General features: G+C 62.9%; 16 protein-coding genes. 11 read left to right on the top strand and 5 right to left on the bottom strand.

Annotation, left to right across the window (positions count from 1 at the left end; all coding sequences use genetic code 11):
- Positions 1 to 8 precede the first annotated feature (8 nt).
- A complete protein-coding gene (locus LRQ04_RS08315; protein ID WP_211713163.1) occupies positions 9 to 554 on the bottom strand; it encodes a WhiB family transcriptional regulator in 546 nt (181 codons plus the stop codon).
- A gap of 364 nt (positions 555 to 918) precedes the next feature.
- Here LRQ04_RS08315 and LRQ04_RS08310 point away from each other — a divergent pair, with 364 nt between their 5' ends.
- Positions 919 to 1,614: a TIGR03089 family protein gene (locus LRQ04_RS08310; RefSeq protein ID WP_235519350.1), complete on the top strand. Its 696-nt coding sequence runs from the start codon at positions 919 to 921 to the stop codon at positions 1,612 to 1,614.
- Between the two features lie 17 nt (positions 1,615 to 1,631).
- Here the strand turns inward: LRQ04_RS08310 and LRQ04_RS08305 are convergent, their stop codons facing one another.
- Positions 1,632 to 2,189, bottom strand: a complete 558-nt coding sequence (locus LRQ04_RS08305) for a GtrA family protein (RefSeq protein WP_235519349.1) — start codon at positions 2,187 to 2,189, stop codon at positions 1,632 to 1,634.
- Positions 2,190 to 2,368: 179 nt separating this feature from the next.
- Here LRQ04_RS08305 and LRQ04_RS08300 point away from each other — a divergent pair, with 179 nt between their 5' ends.
- From LRQ04_RS08300 to LRQ04_RS08280, 5 genes are read left to right on the top strand one after another with little or no spacing between them, the layout of a single operon-like run.
- Entirely contained in the window at positions 2,369 to 3,556 is a 1,188-nt protein-coding gene (locus tag LRQ04_RS08300) for a 5-(carboxyamino)imidazole ribonucleotide synthase (RefSeq protein WP_308194896.1), read from the top strand.
- Entirely contained in the window at positions 3,553 to 4,116 is a 564-nt protein-coding gene (gene purE / locus LRQ04_RS08295; RefSeq protein ID WP_235519347.1) for a 5-(carboxyamino)imidazole ribonucleotide mutase, read from the top strand. Before LRQ04_RS08300 ends, purE begins: the two co-directional genes overlap by 4 nt.
- Positions 4,117 to 4,127: 11 nt before the next feature.
- Positions 4,128 to 5,750: an LCP family protein gene (locus tag LRQ04_RS08290; protein WP_235519346.1), complete on the top strand. Its 1,623-nt coding sequence runs from the start codon at positions 4,128 to 4,130 to the stop codon at positions 5,748 to 5,750.
- 53 nt (positions 5,751 to 5,803) lie between these two features.
- Positions 5,804 to 7,054, top strand: coding sequence for a mannose-6-phosphate isomerase, class I (manA, locus tag LRQ04_RS08285; RefSeq protein WP_235519343.1), 1,251 nt, complete (start codon positions 5,804 to 5,806; stop codon positions 7,052 to 7,054).
- Between the two features lie 3 nt (positions 7,055 to 7,057).
- Positions 7,058 to 7,993, top strand: coding sequence for a peptidoglycan bridge formation glycyltransferase FemA/FemB family protein (locus LRQ04_RS08280; RefSeq protein WP_235519338.1), 936 nt, complete (start codon positions 7,058 to 7,060; stop codon positions 7,991 to 7,993).
- A 150-nt stretch (positions 7,994 to 8,143) separates the two neighbouring features.
- Here LRQ04_RS08280 and glpX read toward each other — a convergent pair whose 3' ends face one another.
- Positions 8,144 to 9,166, bottom strand: a complete 1,023-nt coding sequence (gene glpX / locus LRQ04_RS08275; protein ID WP_235519334.1) for a class II fructose-bisphosphatase — start codon at positions 9,164 to 9,166, stop codon at positions 8,144 to 8,146.
- Positions 9,167 to 9,366: 200 nt separating this feature from the next.
- On the opposite strand from glpX, the gene LRQ04_RS08270 reads away from it, so the two are divergent.
- The 5 genes from LRQ04_RS08270 (at position 9,367) to LRQ04_RS08250 (ending at position 14,750) form a co-directional block, all read left to right on the top strand.
- The gene (locus LRQ04_RS08270; RefSeq protein WP_308194895.1) at positions 9,367 to 10,044 is read left to right on the top strand and encodes a DUF4245 domain-containing protein; all 678 of its coding nucleotides are present in this window, start codon (positions 9,367 to 9,369) and stop codon (positions 10,042 to 10,044) included.
- 62 nt (positions 10,045 to 10,106) lie between these two features.
- Positions 10,107 to 10,721, top strand: a complete 615-nt coding sequence (locus LRQ04_RS08265) for a carbonic anhydrase (RefSeq protein WP_235519330.1) — start codon at positions 10,107 to 10,109, stop codon at positions 10,719 to 10,721.
- A gap of 87 nt (positions 10,722 to 10,808) precedes the next feature.
- On the top strand, positions 10,809 to 12,236 hold the full coding sequence (locus LRQ04_RS08260) for a class II fumarate hydratase (RefSeq protein ID WP_211713145.1): 1,428 nt from the start codon (positions 10,809 to 10,811) through the stop codon (positions 12,234 to 12,236).
- 154 nt (positions 12,237 to 12,390) lie between these two features.
- Complete coding sequence (locus tag LRQ04_RS08255; protein WP_235519329.1) at positions 12,391 to 13,077, top strand: TetR/AcrR family transcriptional regulator; 687 nt, start codon at positions 12,391 to 12,393, stop codon at positions 13,075 to 13,077.
- Entirely contained in the window at positions 13,074 to 14,750 is a 1,677-nt protein-coding gene (locus tag LRQ04_RS08250; RefSeq protein ID WP_235519327.1) for an MDR family MFS transporter, read from the top strand. Before LRQ04_RS08255 ends, LRQ04_RS08250 begins: the two co-directional genes overlap by 4 nt.
- Here the strand turns inward: LRQ04_RS08250 and LRQ04_RS08245 are convergent.
- Together LRQ04_RS08245 and LRQ04_RS08240 are read right to left on the bottom strand one after the other, a co-directional pair.
- Positions 14,744 to 15,229, bottom strand: a complete 486-nt coding sequence (locus LRQ04_RS08245) for an NUDIX domain-containing protein (RefSeq protein WP_235519325.1) — start codon at positions 15,227 to 15,229, stop codon at positions 14,744 to 14,746. The genes LRQ04_RS08250 and LRQ04_RS08245 overlap by 7 nt on opposite strands.
- A gap of 76 nt (positions 15,230 to 15,305) precedes the next feature.
- Positions 15,306 to 15,851 (bottom strand): A24 family peptidase, encoded by a 546-nt coding sequence (locus LRQ04_RS08240; RefSeq protein WP_235519324.1) that lies wholly within the window; start codon positions 15,849 to 15,851, stop codon positions 15,306 to 15,308.
- Between the last annotated feature and the right edge of the window lie 10 nt (positions 15,852 to 15,861).

The raw sequence follows: 15,861 nt of genomic DNA, 5'->3' as shown, positions 1-15,861 counted from the left end.
CTTGAGAATTAGACCGCTCGCTTCCTTAGCCGACGACGTTCCCGCTCAGAGAGGCCGCCCCAAATACCGAACCGTTCGTCATTTGCCAGGGCGTACTCAAGGCACTGCGAGCGGACATTGCACGCCCCGCAGACCTTCTTGGCATCCCTCGTCGATCCGCCCTTCTCGGGGAAGAACGCTTCAGGGTCGGTTTGCGCACAGAGCGCATCTGTCTGCCAGCCGAGCTCACCTTCGTCATCGAAGTCACCCTGGCTGGGGAGGCCGATCCACACGGGTTGCCCCGGGGTCTCCAGCGGACGACGCAACTCCATGGGAGGGTCGTCAACGTCATCGTCCGGCCCAGCAGGCAGGTCCCCGATCAGTGCTTCATGTGCGGCCAGGAGGGCAGTTGCCTGGTCCTCCAGGGATTGCTGCACATTCTGGTTGTAGCGGTCTGCCGCTTCCGGATCCGCGGGATCGACGTACCAGTCTCCCGGTACCTCCCGTGAACGGTATTTCACCGACGCATGTTCTGCGACGACTGCATCTTCCTGGATACGCAACGCTTGCCCCATGGCGTCCCTCCTGAGTTTGCAGCTGCTGCTTGGATGTATTTCCGATTCCCGGTGGCGTCCCGGTCCTCTGTGCAGCGGCGTTGATTACTAATTACACGCGTGTAACTACCCACAGTCAAGCCGCGCCGGGATAATAATCAAGAATCTGTAGAAACGTGGGATGCGCCACGCCCAAGATTTTCTTCGCGGCGAGGCGTTTCGCGGCGAAAAACGGGAGTGTCGGATCGATTTACGTGAACGTTCATTGAATTCCTGCGGAAATTTGACCACCGAAGGAGGGCTGTCCTTCAGCTCGGCCGCGGGTGGTGTGCTTCAATTCACAACGCCCGGCGACCACATAATTGCAGCGTGGCAAGATGGGCCTATGACTATCCCGGCAGCGAACCTGATGACCGACCTGAGGTCCGGCCACGCAACCTCACCCCGACTGACTTGGTACGGACCGGACTCCGAGCGCGTGGAACTTTCGGGCCGCGTTTTGGATAACTGGGTGGCCAAGACCAGCAACCTCCTGCAGGACGAGCTGGACGCCGAACCGGGCATGGCCGTCCGGCTGGACCTCCCAGCCCACTGGAAGTCGTTCGTGTGGGCCTTGGCTGCTTGGCAGCTCGGGCTGGAAGTCGTGTTTGACGATTCTTCAGCTGACCTTCTTGTTACGGACAAGCCCGACGACGGCGCCGGGGCCGGCTTTGACGCGGTCGTGGCCGTGCCGCTTGCGGCACTCGCCATGCGGTGGCCCGGCGAGTTGCCCGCCGGCGTCGTGGACTACGCCGCGGAAGTCCGCTCCCACGGTGACGTCTTCATGGCACATAACGAACCCGACGGTGATTTGCCTGCGATCCGCAGCACAACGGCACACGCGCACGCCGAACTGATCGACGGATTTGCTGCCACCCAGGAGCCGGGGGTCCGCCTGCTGGTACGCGCCGCCGAGGGTTTGGAAGAAGGCTTGTCCGCGTCGTTGGGTGCATGGAAGCAGGACGGGTCAGTGGTTCTGGTTCACCCGGCAGTGGACGTCACCGAACACCTGCTGAAAAACGAACGCGTCACACAACGCTGAAACGCGCGGGGTAGCGGTCAGGCTTTTTTGATGGGAAGTTCGCCGGTCGCAGGGCTTGCGGTCTCGGCGTTCCTCGGCTTGGGGTGTCCTTCGATGATCTCGTGGTCGTGCGAGAACTCCGGCTCGGCATCCAGTTCTTCGTTGAAGACCCAGAAACGGTAGGCGAAGAAGCGGAAGATGGTGCCAAGGATGAGGCCCACGACGCTGCCGGCGATGAACAACGACGGCTTGTCGTTCAGGTCCAGGATGTACTTGGCGAACCACACGCATCCTGAAGCGATCAAGAGCCCAACGATGTTCATGACGGCGAACAACACGGCTTCGCGGACAACATTGGCCTGCTTGCGGTGGCGGAAAGTCCAGAAGCGGTTGGCTACCCAGGAGAACACACTTGCAACAATGGTCGCGAGAGCCTTGGCCCACACCTCACTGCCGTGCATAGGGCCCGAAAAGAGCCAGATGAAGACGGCCGAGTCAATGACGAAGGCAACACCTCCGACGGCGCCGAACTTGGCTACCTCGCGCCAGAAAAGCGAGGCAAGTCCGCGGATGCGATCTGCAAGTGTGGTGATCATGACCCTCCATGGCCGTTGAAGATGGGCCGATGGGCCAAATTTATTTTAGCGCCGATTTGGCGGCGGTGCCCGGGAACAGCCTGTGAGAACACCCATAGAAGACCGTGCGCGCCACCAATAGGCAGGCAATAGAGCGCCAGAATCAGTGATCGCGCTGCCTGTTCGGTAGGCTGAACATTGTGACTTTTCCAGTAATTGGCGTTGTTGGCGGCGGCCAACTCGCACGAATGATGGCTCCGCCCGCTACCGCACTGGGCTTCGAACTCCGCGTTTTGGCTGAAGCCGAGGACGTTTCCGCCGTTGCCGCGGTGGCCTCGGCCCCGGTCGGCGACCACAAGGACCTGGACACTCTCCTGGAGTTCTCCCGTGGTGTGGACGTGCTGACCTTTGACCACGAACACGTTCCTACCGGGCACCTCCAGGCGCTGCTGGATGCCGGCGTGAATGTCCAGCCCGGGCCGGATGCCCTGGTGAACGCCCAGGACAAGCTGGTCATGCGGGCCGCCATCGATCGGCTTGGACTGCCCAACCCCGAGTGGTCCGCCGTGCACACGGTTGACGAATTGGTAGCCTTCGGCGACCGCATCGGTTGGCCCGTGGTGCTGAAAACGCCGAGGGGCGGATACGACGGCAAGGGCGTCAGGATCATCGACTCCGCGGACGAAGCGCAGGAGACCGGCGACTGGTTCCAGGCCATGAGCCCGCTGCTGGCCGAAGCCAAGGTGGAGTTCAGCCGCGAACTCTCAGCCCTGGTGGCCCGCACCCCCAGCGGCGAGTCCCGGGCGTGGCCCGTGGTGCACACCATCCAGGTGGATGGCGTCTGCGATGAAGTGATCGCACCGGCCCAGAACATTTCCCTTGAGGTGGCTGCCGCCGCAGAGGAAGCTGCCCTCCGCATAGCCAACGAGCTCGGCGTCACCGGCGTCATGGCAGCCGAATTGTTTGAAACGCCCGGCGTCGGGGCAGGCTTCCTGATCAACGAACTGGCCATGCGCCCCCACAACACCGGGCACTGGACGCAGGATGGATCCATCACCAGCCAGTTCGAACAGCACCTCCGGGCTGTCCTGGATCTTCCCCTCGGCGCCACGGATGCCTTGGCCCCCGTCACGGTCATGAAGAACTTCCTGGGCGGCGACAACCAGGATCTCTTCAACGCCTTCCCCATGGCCCTCGCCTACGAGCCTGCCGCCAAGGTCCACTCGTATGGCAAGTCCGTCCGGCCCGGCCGGAAGATCGGGCATGTGAACCTGGTCGGCACATCGACCTCCGACGTCGACTCCGTCCGTGAGCGTGCCACAGCCGTGGCAAACATCATCCGTGACGGCCGCAAGCCTGAACAGACCACTCTTGAGGAGACCGTATGACCTCCGGTACAACTGCCCCGCTGGTAGGGCTCGTCATGGGCTCCGACTCGGACTGGCCCGTCATGGAGGCCGCTGCGGACGCCCTTGCCGAATTCGGCATTCCCTTCGAGGCAGACGTCGTCTCGGCGCACCGCATGCCGACCGAAATGATCCGGTACGGGCAGACGGCCCACGAACGCGGCCTCCGGGTCATCATTGCCGGCGCTGGTGGCGCTGCACACCTGCCCGGCATGCTGGCATCGGTGACGCCGCTGCCTGTGATCGGCGTGCCCGTCCCCCTGAAAACCCTCGACGGCATGGACTCCCTGCTGTCCATCGTGCAGATGCCTGCGGGCGTTCCCGTAGCCACGGTATCGATCGCTGGAGCCCGCAACGCCGGACTCCTTGCGGTGCGCATGCTGGCATCGGGCACGGACGAGCTCGCCTCGAAGCTCCGCGCGGACCTGCTGGCCTTCGCCCAGGAGCTGAACGACGTTGCCACCAAGAAGGGCGAAAACCTGCGCCACAAAGTGGAAGAGGTTTTCTCGCCTGCCAACGCTTCCGCACGGAGCATCCGCTAGGAAGGCAGCGGATGACTACCATGCACAAGACACCGAATCAGCCGGGGAACGCACTGACTGATCCTGTCCGCTACCCCGCTGGAGCCAGCGCTCCGGTGCGGACCAAACGCGCCTTCGTGCTGGTACTCCTGACTCTCTTCATCCCCGGCAGCGCGCAGATCGTTGCCGGCGACCGCAAGCTGGGCCGCATGGCGTTGCGCGTCACCCTGACTGTGTGGGCCGTGGCGCTGCTGACCCTTGTCATCGCCCTGGTAAACCGGACCCTGCTGCTCAGCATCGCCACGCACCCTGTTGGTTCCCTGCTGGTCATTGTGGTGTTGGTGGCCTTGGCGCTGGGTTGGGCCTATCTGTTCCTCAACACGTTGAGGATCATCAGGCCCAACCTCCTGGCGCCGGGGATGCGGCCCATCATCGCCGTCGTGCTGGTCGTATCCACGGTGGTGGCCAGTGGCTCCCTGGGTTACATCGCGTACGTCCTGAACGTGAGCCGCAATGCGATCGGCAGCATCTTCGACGCCGGTCCCGCCATCGATCCCGTGGACGGGCGCTACAACTTCCTGATGATGGGCGGGGACGCCGGCGATGACCGGACGGGCCGTCGCCCGGACAGCCTCTCGGTCATCAGTGTCGACGCGAAGACGGGCGAAAGCGCCATCATCTCGGTCCCCCGAAACCTCCAGAATGCGCAGTTCAGCGAGGGCTCGCCCATGCGCAAGATCTACCCCGACGGCTACAACTGCGGCGATGAATGCCTTATCAACGCCGTCAACACCGAGGTCACCAACAACTACCAGAACCTGTACCCGGGCGTATCCGACCCAGGTGCACAAGCCACCCTTGAGGCCGTTTCCGGAACCTGGGGGATCACGGTGCAGGCCTACGTCCTGGTGGACATGGACGGCTTCGCAAAACTCATCGACGCCATGGGCGGAATCCGCATCAAGGCCGGGGGCTGGGTACCTATCAGCGGCCCTGTCACTGACGAGGCCCACGGTATCCACGGCATGCCCGACGGCTGGATCCCGGCCGGTGACCAGCACCTGGACGGCTTCCATGCCCTGTGGTACGGACGGTCCCGCGAATTCGTGGACGACTACGCCCGGATCGCACGCCAACAGTGCGTGCAGCAGGCCATGCTCAAGCAACTGGATCCTGCAACCCTGCTGACCAAGTTCGAGGACATCGCCAACGCCGGCACCAAAGTGGTGGACTCGAACATTTCTTCAAACCAGCTCGGCAGCTTTGTCGATCTTGCCCTGAAGTCCAAGAACCAGCCTGTCAAACGGCTGACCATCGGACCTCCGGACTTCGATGCGTCGTTCTCCACCGTTCCCGACTTTGACCTGATCCACTCCAAGGTCCAGGAACTCCTGAAGTCCTCCAACCGCCCCAAAGCGGATGACGCCGTCGTCTCCCCCACCGGCACGCCTGCCGGTGCCGCCGCCGCGGGCCCGGTACCGGCGCGCCTCCCGGCAAGCCAACTGCCGTCGCCGTCGGCGGATTTCACCCCGGTGACCACCACTCCGGACGGCACGCCCATCACCATTGAGTTGTTGAACGGCCTCAAGGCCCAGGGCGATGAGCAAGGCATCCGCGACCTCGTGGCCACCAACGGGCAATGCGCACCGCTCTAAGCCCGGCTGTCGTTCAACCACCACGTCCAGCGCAACGATAAGGACCTTCTTCCGTGTACCAGATTGAGAATGTTTTGCGGCCCTACGTCTGGGGTTCTACGACGGCGATCGCAGACTTGTTGGGTCGGCCGGCCTCGGGCGGGCCGGAAGCGGAACTGTGGATTGGGGCGCACCCGGATTCACCCTCGACGGCGATACACCCCAACGGCGTGACCGAGCCGCTGGATGCTTTGATTGCCTCCAATCCCCGGCATTTCCTCGGGAGTGAAAGCCTCGAAGCGTTCGGGCCGCGGCTTCCGTTCCTGACCAAAATCCTGGCCGCAGAGCAACCGCTGTCCCTCCAGGTGCACCCCAGCCTCGAGCAAGCACGTGAGGGCTATGCGCGTGAGAACGCGGCCGGGCTGCCTGCCGATTCCGCTGAACGGAACTATCGGGACGACAACCACAAGCCGGAGCTGATCTTTGCGTTGACTCCGTTCCGGGCATTGTGCGGATTCAGGTCCGCTGCCTCCGCACGACAGGTTTTCGAGCACCTTGCGGCGTGCATGGACTCCGCGGCCATGGATGTCCCGGACATCATCACCGGTGTCATCGCCGACCTGGGGCAGTCCGAAGAACCGGCAGCACTAAAGGCAGCCTTTACCCGCTTGATTGAGGGTGGCAGGAAGGTCTCGGAGGCCGTTGTCGAGGTCGAAGCTGTCCTCCGCTCGGGAGCACCCAAGGAACCCCATGGGGACGTGCTGGGTGCGCTCCTGGACATCAACGAAGCCTTCCCCGGGGATCCTGGAGTGCTCATTTCGCTCCTCCTGAACCTCGTTTCGCTGGAGCCCGGCGAAGTGGTCTACCTGCCCGCCGGCAACGTCCACGCCTACCTCCATGGCCTGGGTGTGGAAGTGATGGCGTCCTCGGACAATGTGTTGCGTGGCGGACTGACACCCAAGCACGTCGATGTCCCGGAACTGCTGAAGACCGTCCGCTTCGAGGCACTGGGGGTTCCCCGTGTCGAGGCGAGCGGCACCGAATTCGGGCAGGAACTCTATCGCCCGCCCTTCACGGAGTTCCAGCTGCAGCGCATTGAACTTGCTCCCGGGGCAGAACCGGTGCCGCTGGCGCAGACCGGGCCCGCCGTCGTCGTGGTGGTCTCTGGTGAGGTACTGCTGGATTCCCCCAAGAGCGATCTGCAGCTCCAGCGCGGTGGCGCGGCCTTCATTCCGGACATTGAGGCGCCCGTGAACGTGCACCCGATCCAGGGTGCCACGGAAACCAGTGTCGCCTTCGCCGTTACCACAGGGCTGGGGAACTGATCCATGGAGTTTTTCCTGCAAACCCCAGCGTGGGCCGACGTCCAGCGTGCCTTGGGCCGTCGCGTCCATGAACAGTCGGGCCCGGGCTGGAGCTTCCTCGCCATCGAGGAGAAGAACCCCGCGGGCAAGGTCATCTACTCCCCGTACGGTCCGGTCGCTGAGTCGGTGGAAGCTTTCGATGCCGCAACGGAAGCCCTGGTGGCCCTGGCCAAGAGGGAACGTGCGGTCTTCGTGCGGATGGAGCCCGCTGCCGCCGGTTTCACAGCGTCCGACGCCGGTCCCCTCCTCCGCGCACGCGGCTTTCGGCCCGCTCCGGTCAACCAGCAGCCCGAGCTGAGTTGGATTGTGGACCTCGAGGGTGACTTCAAGGATGTCCTGGCCGGGATGAAGCCGACCAACCGGAACCTGTACCGGAACATCCACAAGAAGGGCGTCACCTTCCGGGCCTCCCAGGATCCCGCCGACATTTCGGTGCTGTTGCACTTCCTCCACCTGACCGCAGCCCGCAACGGCTTCAAGCCCCAAAGCGATGAGTACCTCACCCAGGTGGCAGCTTCTTTGCTCCCCGCCGGCGCCGGAACGCTGTTCATTTCGGAGTTGGAGGGAGAGCCGATCGCTGCTGCTTTCGCGTACGATTCGTCGGACACCCGCGTGTACGCCCACGCTGCCTTGGACGACACCCACCGCAAACTCAGCGCAGGGATCCCGCTTCTGGTCACTTTGATGGCCGACGCCAAGGAAAAGGGCCTCAAGCACGTGGACCTGTGGGGCGTGGCACCGGAGGACCAGCCGGACCACAAATGGGCCGGCTTCACGTCCTTCAAGAAATCCTTCGGAGGCCGCGAAGTCTCCTACCCCGGAACCTGGGACCTCCCGGTGAACAAACTCCGCTACAGCGCCTACCAACTGGCCAGGAAGCTCCGCGACAAACTCCGCTGAACATCTCTTTCCCACAAAAACGCGCGCCAGCCGTAATCTGCGCCTGACACAAAGAAGGACGGCGAGTATCGCGACAGCGGCATCAAATCGACGAGGAACGAGGAGATAGCCGCCGAGCGATGCTCGCCGTCCTTCTGTTAGGTGAGGGGATTACGCCTTACGTGCGTACGTCTCCCACTTGGATGCGTGGTGCTCGGCGTCGACGAAGCGCACGGTCCCGGACTTGGAGCGCATCACGATGGACTGCGTGAGGACCCGGTCCTTCTGGTAGCGCACACCGTGGAGGAGGTCGCCGTCGGTGATGCCGGTCGCTGCGAAGTAGCAGTTGTCCGAGGTGACGAGGTCATTGGTGGACAGGACGCGGTCGAGGTCGTGCCCGGCGTCGATGGCCTTCTGCTTCTCGTCGTCCGACGTCGGCCACAGGCGGCCCTGGATGACGCCGCCGAGTGACTTGATGGCACAGGCGGCAACGATGCCTTCCGGAGTTCCGCCGATACCCATGAGGGCATCTACGCCGGTCCCGGAACGGGCTGCGGCGATGGCACCGGCGACATCGCCGTCCATGATGAACTTGGTGCGCGCGCCCGCTTCGCGGATTTCCTCCACGAGCGGACGGTGCCGGTCACGGTCCAGGATCATGACGTTGAGCTGGTTGACCTTCACGCCCTTGGCCTTGGCGATCAGGTGCAGGTTCTGCTTGACCGGCAGGCGGAGGTCAACCATGTCTGCAGCTTCAGGGCCGGTGACGAGCTTCTCCATGTAGAACACGGCGGAGGGGTCGAACATGGATCCGCGCTCGGCAACTGCCAGCACTGCCAGGGCGTTGTTGATGCCGAGGGCGGTGAGGCGGGTTCCGTCGATGGGGTCCACGGCGACGTCGCACTCGGGGCCGGTGCCGTCACCAACCTGTTCGCCGTTGAACAGCATGGGGGCTTCATCTTTTTCGCCTTCACCAATCACCACGACGCCATTGAAGTGGACGGTGTGAAGGAACGAACGCATCGCATCGACGGCCGCGCCGTCTGCCTTGTTCTTGTCGCCGAAACCTACCCAGTGGCCACCGGCAATTGCCGCGGCTTCGGTGACACGGACGAGTTCAAGCGCAAGGTTGCGGTCGGGTTCGTCGATGCCGACGGCGAGCGACGGCGAAATCGTGGAATACTGCTGGGTCATTGGTGCAGGAGACACTTGAACCTCTTCTTCGAGTGACGATTCACGGGACCGGACATGGTTGCACGGGGCAACCCGGGGTTCCTCTACCAACGATCATAGTCGCCGCATCCACTTGGGGTCGTTGGATGACCACCGACCGCAATAACGGTGGTGAGGTGCCCGGATGTGTGTTCCCTGCTCCGATAAGGGATCATTGAGTGGTGAGTGAAACGCAGGACAAGCCCGCAGCGGACAACCCTTCCGATGCTGCAGAGGCCAACCAAACCCAGGACCAGACCGCCCCGGATGCACCGTACAAACCCGTCATCGCGGCGAAAGCTGCCAAGCGGGCCAACGCTTCGGTCATCGGTATGGTCATTGCGCTGCTGGTCTGCGTCCTGGCATTCCTTCCGATCGTCTTGATGAACCCGGCACCGAAAGGCGAAGGCTTCAGGCCGCCTGTGGACGTGGCATCCATTGCGAGGAACGCCACGGATGTGGCGGGATTCACACCGGTTACCCCGGATACCGGCGACACATTCACTCCCAACTACGCCAGGTGGGAGTCCGGGACGGGCAGCGGAGTACCCACTTGGGAAGTGGGCTACCTGACTCCCAAGGAGGCTTTCATCGGCCTCATCCAGACCAAACAGGCCAACCCCACCTGGATTTTGCAGCAGACGGGCAACCTGCCGGTCACCGGTACACGCAACGCAGGCGGCCAGGACTGGGAACTGCGGGACTCCGGGAAGGACAAGCGCAGTATGGTGCTGGAATACCGCGGCACCACGCTGATCCTGAGCGGCACAGCCAGCCTTGACGAGTTCGCAATGCTGGCAGCCGCCGTCGTTAAGTCCGCCGACCAGGCCCCGGCTCCCACCGCGTCAGCCAAGCCGTAGGATCAGCGCCCAACTGCGCAATAGTTTCACAGGGCGCCGCACCTGCATCGTAAGGTAATAAGGTGCCTACTAAACTGACTCCAGCCCTGGCTTGGCAACGCCTTCGCGAGGGCAATGAACGCTTTGTATCGGGCGAATCGCGCCATCCCAACCAGGATGCCTCGCGTCGCTCCTCACTCCTTGAGGGCCAGAATCCTTTTGCTGTCATTTTTGGCTGCGCGGATTCCCGGCTTGCGGCCGAAATCATTTTCGACCTCGGCCTTGGCGATGCCTTCGTGGTCCGCACGGCCGGGCAGGTGATTGACGATGCCGTCCTGGGTTCCCTCGAGTACAGCATCAGCGAACTCAAGGTTCCCCTGATCGCCATCCTGGGCCACGACAGCTGCGGAGCTGTCACGGCCACCAAGAGCGCGGTGGAAACAGGCGAGATGCCGCCGGGCTTCATCCGGGACCTCGTGGAGCGCATCACCCCCTCGGTGCTCACGGCCAAGCGCAACGGCCAGGAAGACGTCAACGACATGGTGGTGGAACACGTCAAGCAGACTGCCGAGCGACTGGCGGACAGCTCGCGTGTGATTTCGGACGCCATTGAGGATGGTCGAGTGGCCGTCATCGGCCTTTCGTACAAGCTCGACGAGGGCCAGGCGGCCCTTGTTTCCGCCATCGGCGAGCTGTAGTTGGACGTGCCCCGGCCATACGGCCGGGGCACGTAGCACTGTCCCCCGGGTTTTCAGTGAGGCGGCCAATCGCCATAAGCTAGCCCCATGACTTCCACCACTGAGTTCCGTATTGAACATGACACGATGGGCGAAGTTCGCGTCCCCGTGAACGCCCTGTACCGCGCCCAGACGCAGCGTGCTGTGGAGAACTTCCCGATCTCCGGCAAGACGCTCGAGCGCACCCACATCGAAGCCCTTGCCCGCGTCAAGAAGGCAGCCGCACTGGCAAACGCCGAACTGGGGGTGCTCGATGGTGAGCTCGCCGAGGCCATCGCCGCAGCTGCCGATGAGGTTGCATCCGGCAAGTACGACGGCGACTTCCCGATCGACGTCTTCCAGACCGGTTCGGGTACCTCCTCCAACATGAACACCAACGAGGTCATCGCCGAGCTCGCTTCGCGTGCGCTGGCAGCAGCCGGGAGTGACAAAGTTGTCCACCCGAACGACCACGTAAACGCTTCGCAGTCCTCCAACGACGTCTTCCCGACCTCGGTCCACGTTGCCGCCACCTCGGCCCTGATCAATGACCTGATCCCGGCGCTGGAGTACCTGGCAGCATCCCTGGACCGCAAGGCCGTTGAGTTCAAGGACGTCGTCAAGTCCGGCCGCACCCACCTCATGGATGCAACGCCGGTCATGCTGGGCCAGGAATTCGGTGGCTACGCCGCGCAGGTCCGCTACGGCATTGAGCGCATCAACGCCGCACTCCCCCGCGTCGCCGAGGTTCCCCTTGGCGGCACCGCCGTGGGCACCGGCATCAACACCCCGGCCGGCTTCCCGGAGCGTGTCATCGAACTCCTGGCGGCCGACACCGGCCTTCCGCTGACCGAGGCACGCGACCACTTCGAAGCCCAGGCAAACCGCGACGGCCTGATCGAGGGCTCCAGCCAGCTGCGCAACATCGCGATCTCCTTCATGAAGATCAACAACGACCTCCGTTGGATGGGCTCGGGCCCCAACACGGGTCTCGGCGAAATTGCCATCCCGGACCTCCAGCCCGGCTCATCCATCATGCCGGGCAAGGTCAACCCGGTCATCTGCGAAGCTTCCATCATGGTGTGCGCCCAGGTCATCGGCAACGACACCGCCATCGCCTGGTCCGGCACCAACGGCGCCTTCGAGCTGAACGTCGGTATCCCCGTCATGGCCGCCAACCTGCTCGAGTCCATCCGTCTGCTGGCCAACACCAGCCGCGTCATGGCTGACAAGATGATCGACGGCATTACCGCCAATGTGGAGCGCGCCCGCTTCCTCGCTGAGGCTTCCCCGTCCATCGTGACGCCGCTGAACAAGTACATCGGCTACGAGAACGCCGCCAAGATCGCCAAGATCGCCGTCAAGGAAGGCCTGACCATCCGCCAGGCAACCGAGAAGCTCGGCTTCGTTGGCGAGGGTGAAGGCAAGGTCTCCGAGGCTGACCTCGACAAGGCCCTGGACGTCACCACCATGACGTCCCCCGCCCACAAGGCATAGCCTTCCGGTTCACCACCTGAAGTACGACGACGGCCGGTACCCTTCCGCACGAAGGGTGCCGGCCGTCGTCGTCCCCGAAAGTTTAACCTCGTGTGGGAGATGACACATGAAAAAGATTTTGCACTCTTGATACAAGAGTGCAAAACTTTACTTTGTGAGCAATAGTGCAAATATCGACGGCGGCCTCCGCGAGCGCAAGCGGGCTGCCACGCGAACGGCGATCACCGCCGTCGCACGTTCCTTGACCGCCGAGCATGGCCTCAACGGTTTTACGGTCGAAGAGGTCTGCGAAGCCGCCGGGATATCGCGCCGGACGTTCTTCAACTACTTCCATTCCAAGGAAGATGCTGTGATCGGTTCGTTTTCGGACGAGCTGCCGACGGATGCGCTGGAGGCGTTCAACCGGAATTCTTCCCGAACGCCGGACAGCATTTCCGGAACGCTCCTCGCTGCGCTGCATGTCCTCACCGTGACCTTGATGGAACGTTCATCCATCAGCCGCACCGAGGTTCAACAGTTCATCGCAGCCATCACGGCCGAGCCCCAACTCCTGGCCCGGCTCACTCTTGAAGGGGAAGCCCGCGAGCGCCAATTCGCCGGGCTTGTCGCCGCCCGTGAAGGGCTGGAACCCGATCATCCCGAAGTCATGACGGCCACCGTGTTGTTTGGGGCCGTCTCGAAGAAGACGGCACAGCAGTTCTTCTCAGAGGACAACACCCGCCCCTACCGCGCGATCCTCGAACAGAACCTGAACGCCGCACGCAAACTCTTTGCCCAGCCGCTGGCCACGAGCCACCAGCTGGGACCCAACCCCCTTGAAACCTCAAAGGACCCCGCATGAGCACCTTATCCAAAGCGGCAGAGCCACTGCTGCTGACCCAGAAACGCATCTGGATCATCTTCTCCGCACTCATCGCCGGCATGCTCTTGTCCAGCCTGGACCAGACCATCGTCTCCACTGCCATGCCCACCATCGTGGGCAAGCTGGGCGGCGTGGAACACCAGGCCTGGATCACCACCGCCTACCTGCTGGCGACCACCATCGTGATGCCCATTTATGGCAAGTTCGGTGACATCCTTGGGCGCCGAAACCTGTTTCTGGTTGCGATCGCCCTGTTCACCCTGGCTTCCGTGGGCTGCGCGTTCGCCACGGATTTCTGGGGCTTCGTGATCTTCCGCGCCATTCAGGGATTGGGTGGCGGCGGTTTGATGATCCTGTCGCAGGCCATCATCGCTGACATTGTTCCTGCCAAGGAACGCGGAAAGTACATGGGACCCCTGGGCGCGATCTTCGGCCTCTCCGCCGTTGCAGGCCCCCTCCTGGGCGGCTTCTTCGTGGACCACCTCACCTGGGAATGGGCCTTCTACATCAACATCCCCATTGGGATCGCCGCCTTCATCACCGCCTGGTTTACCCTGACGCTGCCAAACAAGAAGGCCGAAAAGAAGATCGACATCCTCGGTGTCGTCTTCCTTTCCGCAGCCACCACCTGCCTGATCTTCTTCACCGACTTTGGCGGCAAGAAGGATGAAGGCTGGGATTCCCCGCTCACCTGGGCTTTCGGCGCGGGCATGGTCCTGGCAGCAGTGGCTTTCGTGATGACTGAACGCCGCGCGGCGGACCCGATCATTCCGCTCAGCCTCTTCAAGAACCCCATCTTCATCAATGCAACGGCCATCGGATTCACCTTGGGCCTGGGCATGTTCGCGGCAATCGCCTTCGTGCCCACCTTCCTGCAGATGTCCTCCGGGACGTCCGCTGCCGAATCCGGCCTGCTGATGCTGCCCATGATGGTGGGCCTGATGGGCACTTCCATCTACTCCGGTATCCGCATTTCCAAGACCGGCAAGTACAAGATGTTCCCCATCCTGGGTGCGTCGTTGACCATTGCGGCCATGTTGTGGCTGACCACGTTGACCGCTGCCACGCCTATCTGGGTGATCTGCGTCCAGCTCTTCATCTTCGGTGCAGGTCTGGGCCTCATCATGCAGGTCATCGTGCTGGTGGTGCAGAACTCCGTTCCGGCTGACCAAATCGGTACCGCGACCAGCACCAACAACTACTTCCGTGAAGTGGGTGCCTCGCTGGGTGTTGCAGTGTTCGGTTCGATCTTCACCAACCGCCTGGCAGAGTCCCTGACGGACGCATTCAAGGGCGCAGGCGCGTCAACTGAACAAGCGTCCCAGTCCACCAGCACCCTGGATCCGCAGGCTCTGGCACAACTGCCTGAGCAACTGCGGGACGCGATCGTCAACGCTTATGCGAACTCCCTGGCCCCCGTGTTCTGGTACCTCGTGCCCTTCATCGCCATCGCACTGCTCCTGGCCATCACACTGAAGCAGATTCCCCTCTCTGACACCGCGGGAATGGTGGCCCGTGGAGAGGCCGTGGGTGGCGCCGAGGCTGAGAGGCTTGAAGCGGAGCGCTTGGAGACTGCGCAGCTCGAAGCCAGCCTGGCGGCTTCCGCAGAGCTCGATGACGATCGTCCCACCGCGGACGCTGGGCGTCAGTAGTCCTCATCCTCCGGTTGGTATGCCACGGGGCCTTCGGGCTCCGTGGCAAGCCTGATGGCTTCAAGGTTCCCTGCGCTCATTTCGGGGAGTTCGTCCAGGCTGAACCAGCCGACGGCAAGGGATTCGTCGTCGTTGACCCGCGCTTCTCCTGACACGTACCTGCAGCGGAACGTGATGTCCAAAAAGTCGCAGACATCGCCATTCGGGAACGTTATTGGCCCCACGACTCCTACACCGATGATTCGCTCGGTCCGTGCCACTACCGCCGTTTCCTCGAAGATCTCCCGCACCAAACCGGGTGCAGGGTGTTCCCCGGGCTCCAGCATGCCGGTGATGAGCGCCCAGTGGCCATTGTCGGCACGTTGGCCCAGCAGCACCCGTCCATCATCGTTGAAGACCACTCCGCGGACGGCGGGCAGCCAGAGGGCATCGTTGCCGATCTTTTCCCTTAGTTTGAGCACGAACTCGGGTGCACCCATTGTCCCAGCATCCTCCTCAGCAGGTCTCAGTCTTCTTTAGTCATCAAGGCCCGTTGTCTTTGCTGACAGGCTAGCCTTAGGCGGGCAACAGCACCATGGCGGCCGCGGCACCAGCCAGCATGAACGGTCCGAAGGGAATAGCCGAGCGCAGGTTTCCCTTCCGGCTCAACAGGATGGCCACGCTCCACAGCCCACCCAGCACGAATGCCGCAAACGTTCCGGCAAAGAGGTGCGCCCATCCCAGGTACCCCAGGTACAGGCCAAGTACCCCCGCGAGTTTGACGTCCCCGAATCCCATCCCGGGCGGGTGGATCAGCCGGAGCACAAAGTAGAACAGCCAGAGCGCAACTCCCCCGGTAAGTACGCCGAGGCCAGGAACTCCAAGAAGGTCGCCTGTGGGATGCGGGTCGATGCCGGCAATGGATGCTGCGAGGGCTGCCCCCAGCAGGAGCAACCCGGCCACTGCGTAGGACGGGAACACGATGCGGTTGGGCAGCAGGTGGCTCCGGACGTCTATCACTGTGAGCCGCACGGCCATCACCAGGAAATACAGGCATGCCACTGCTGCCAGCCAGAAGGCCAGCGGGTTGTCGTCCCAGAGGTCAGAGAGCCGTCGGATCACTTCGTGATGC

This window comes from Paenarthrobacter sp. AR 02 (genome assembly GCF_021538675.1).
In the GTDB taxonomy this organism is placed as follows: Bacteria; Actinomycetota; Actinomycetes; order Actinomycetales; family Micrococcaceae; genus Arthrobacter.
The sequence above is the reverse complement of the archived record's forward strand: the minus strand, read 5'-3'. Positions and strand labels throughout refer to the sequence as shown.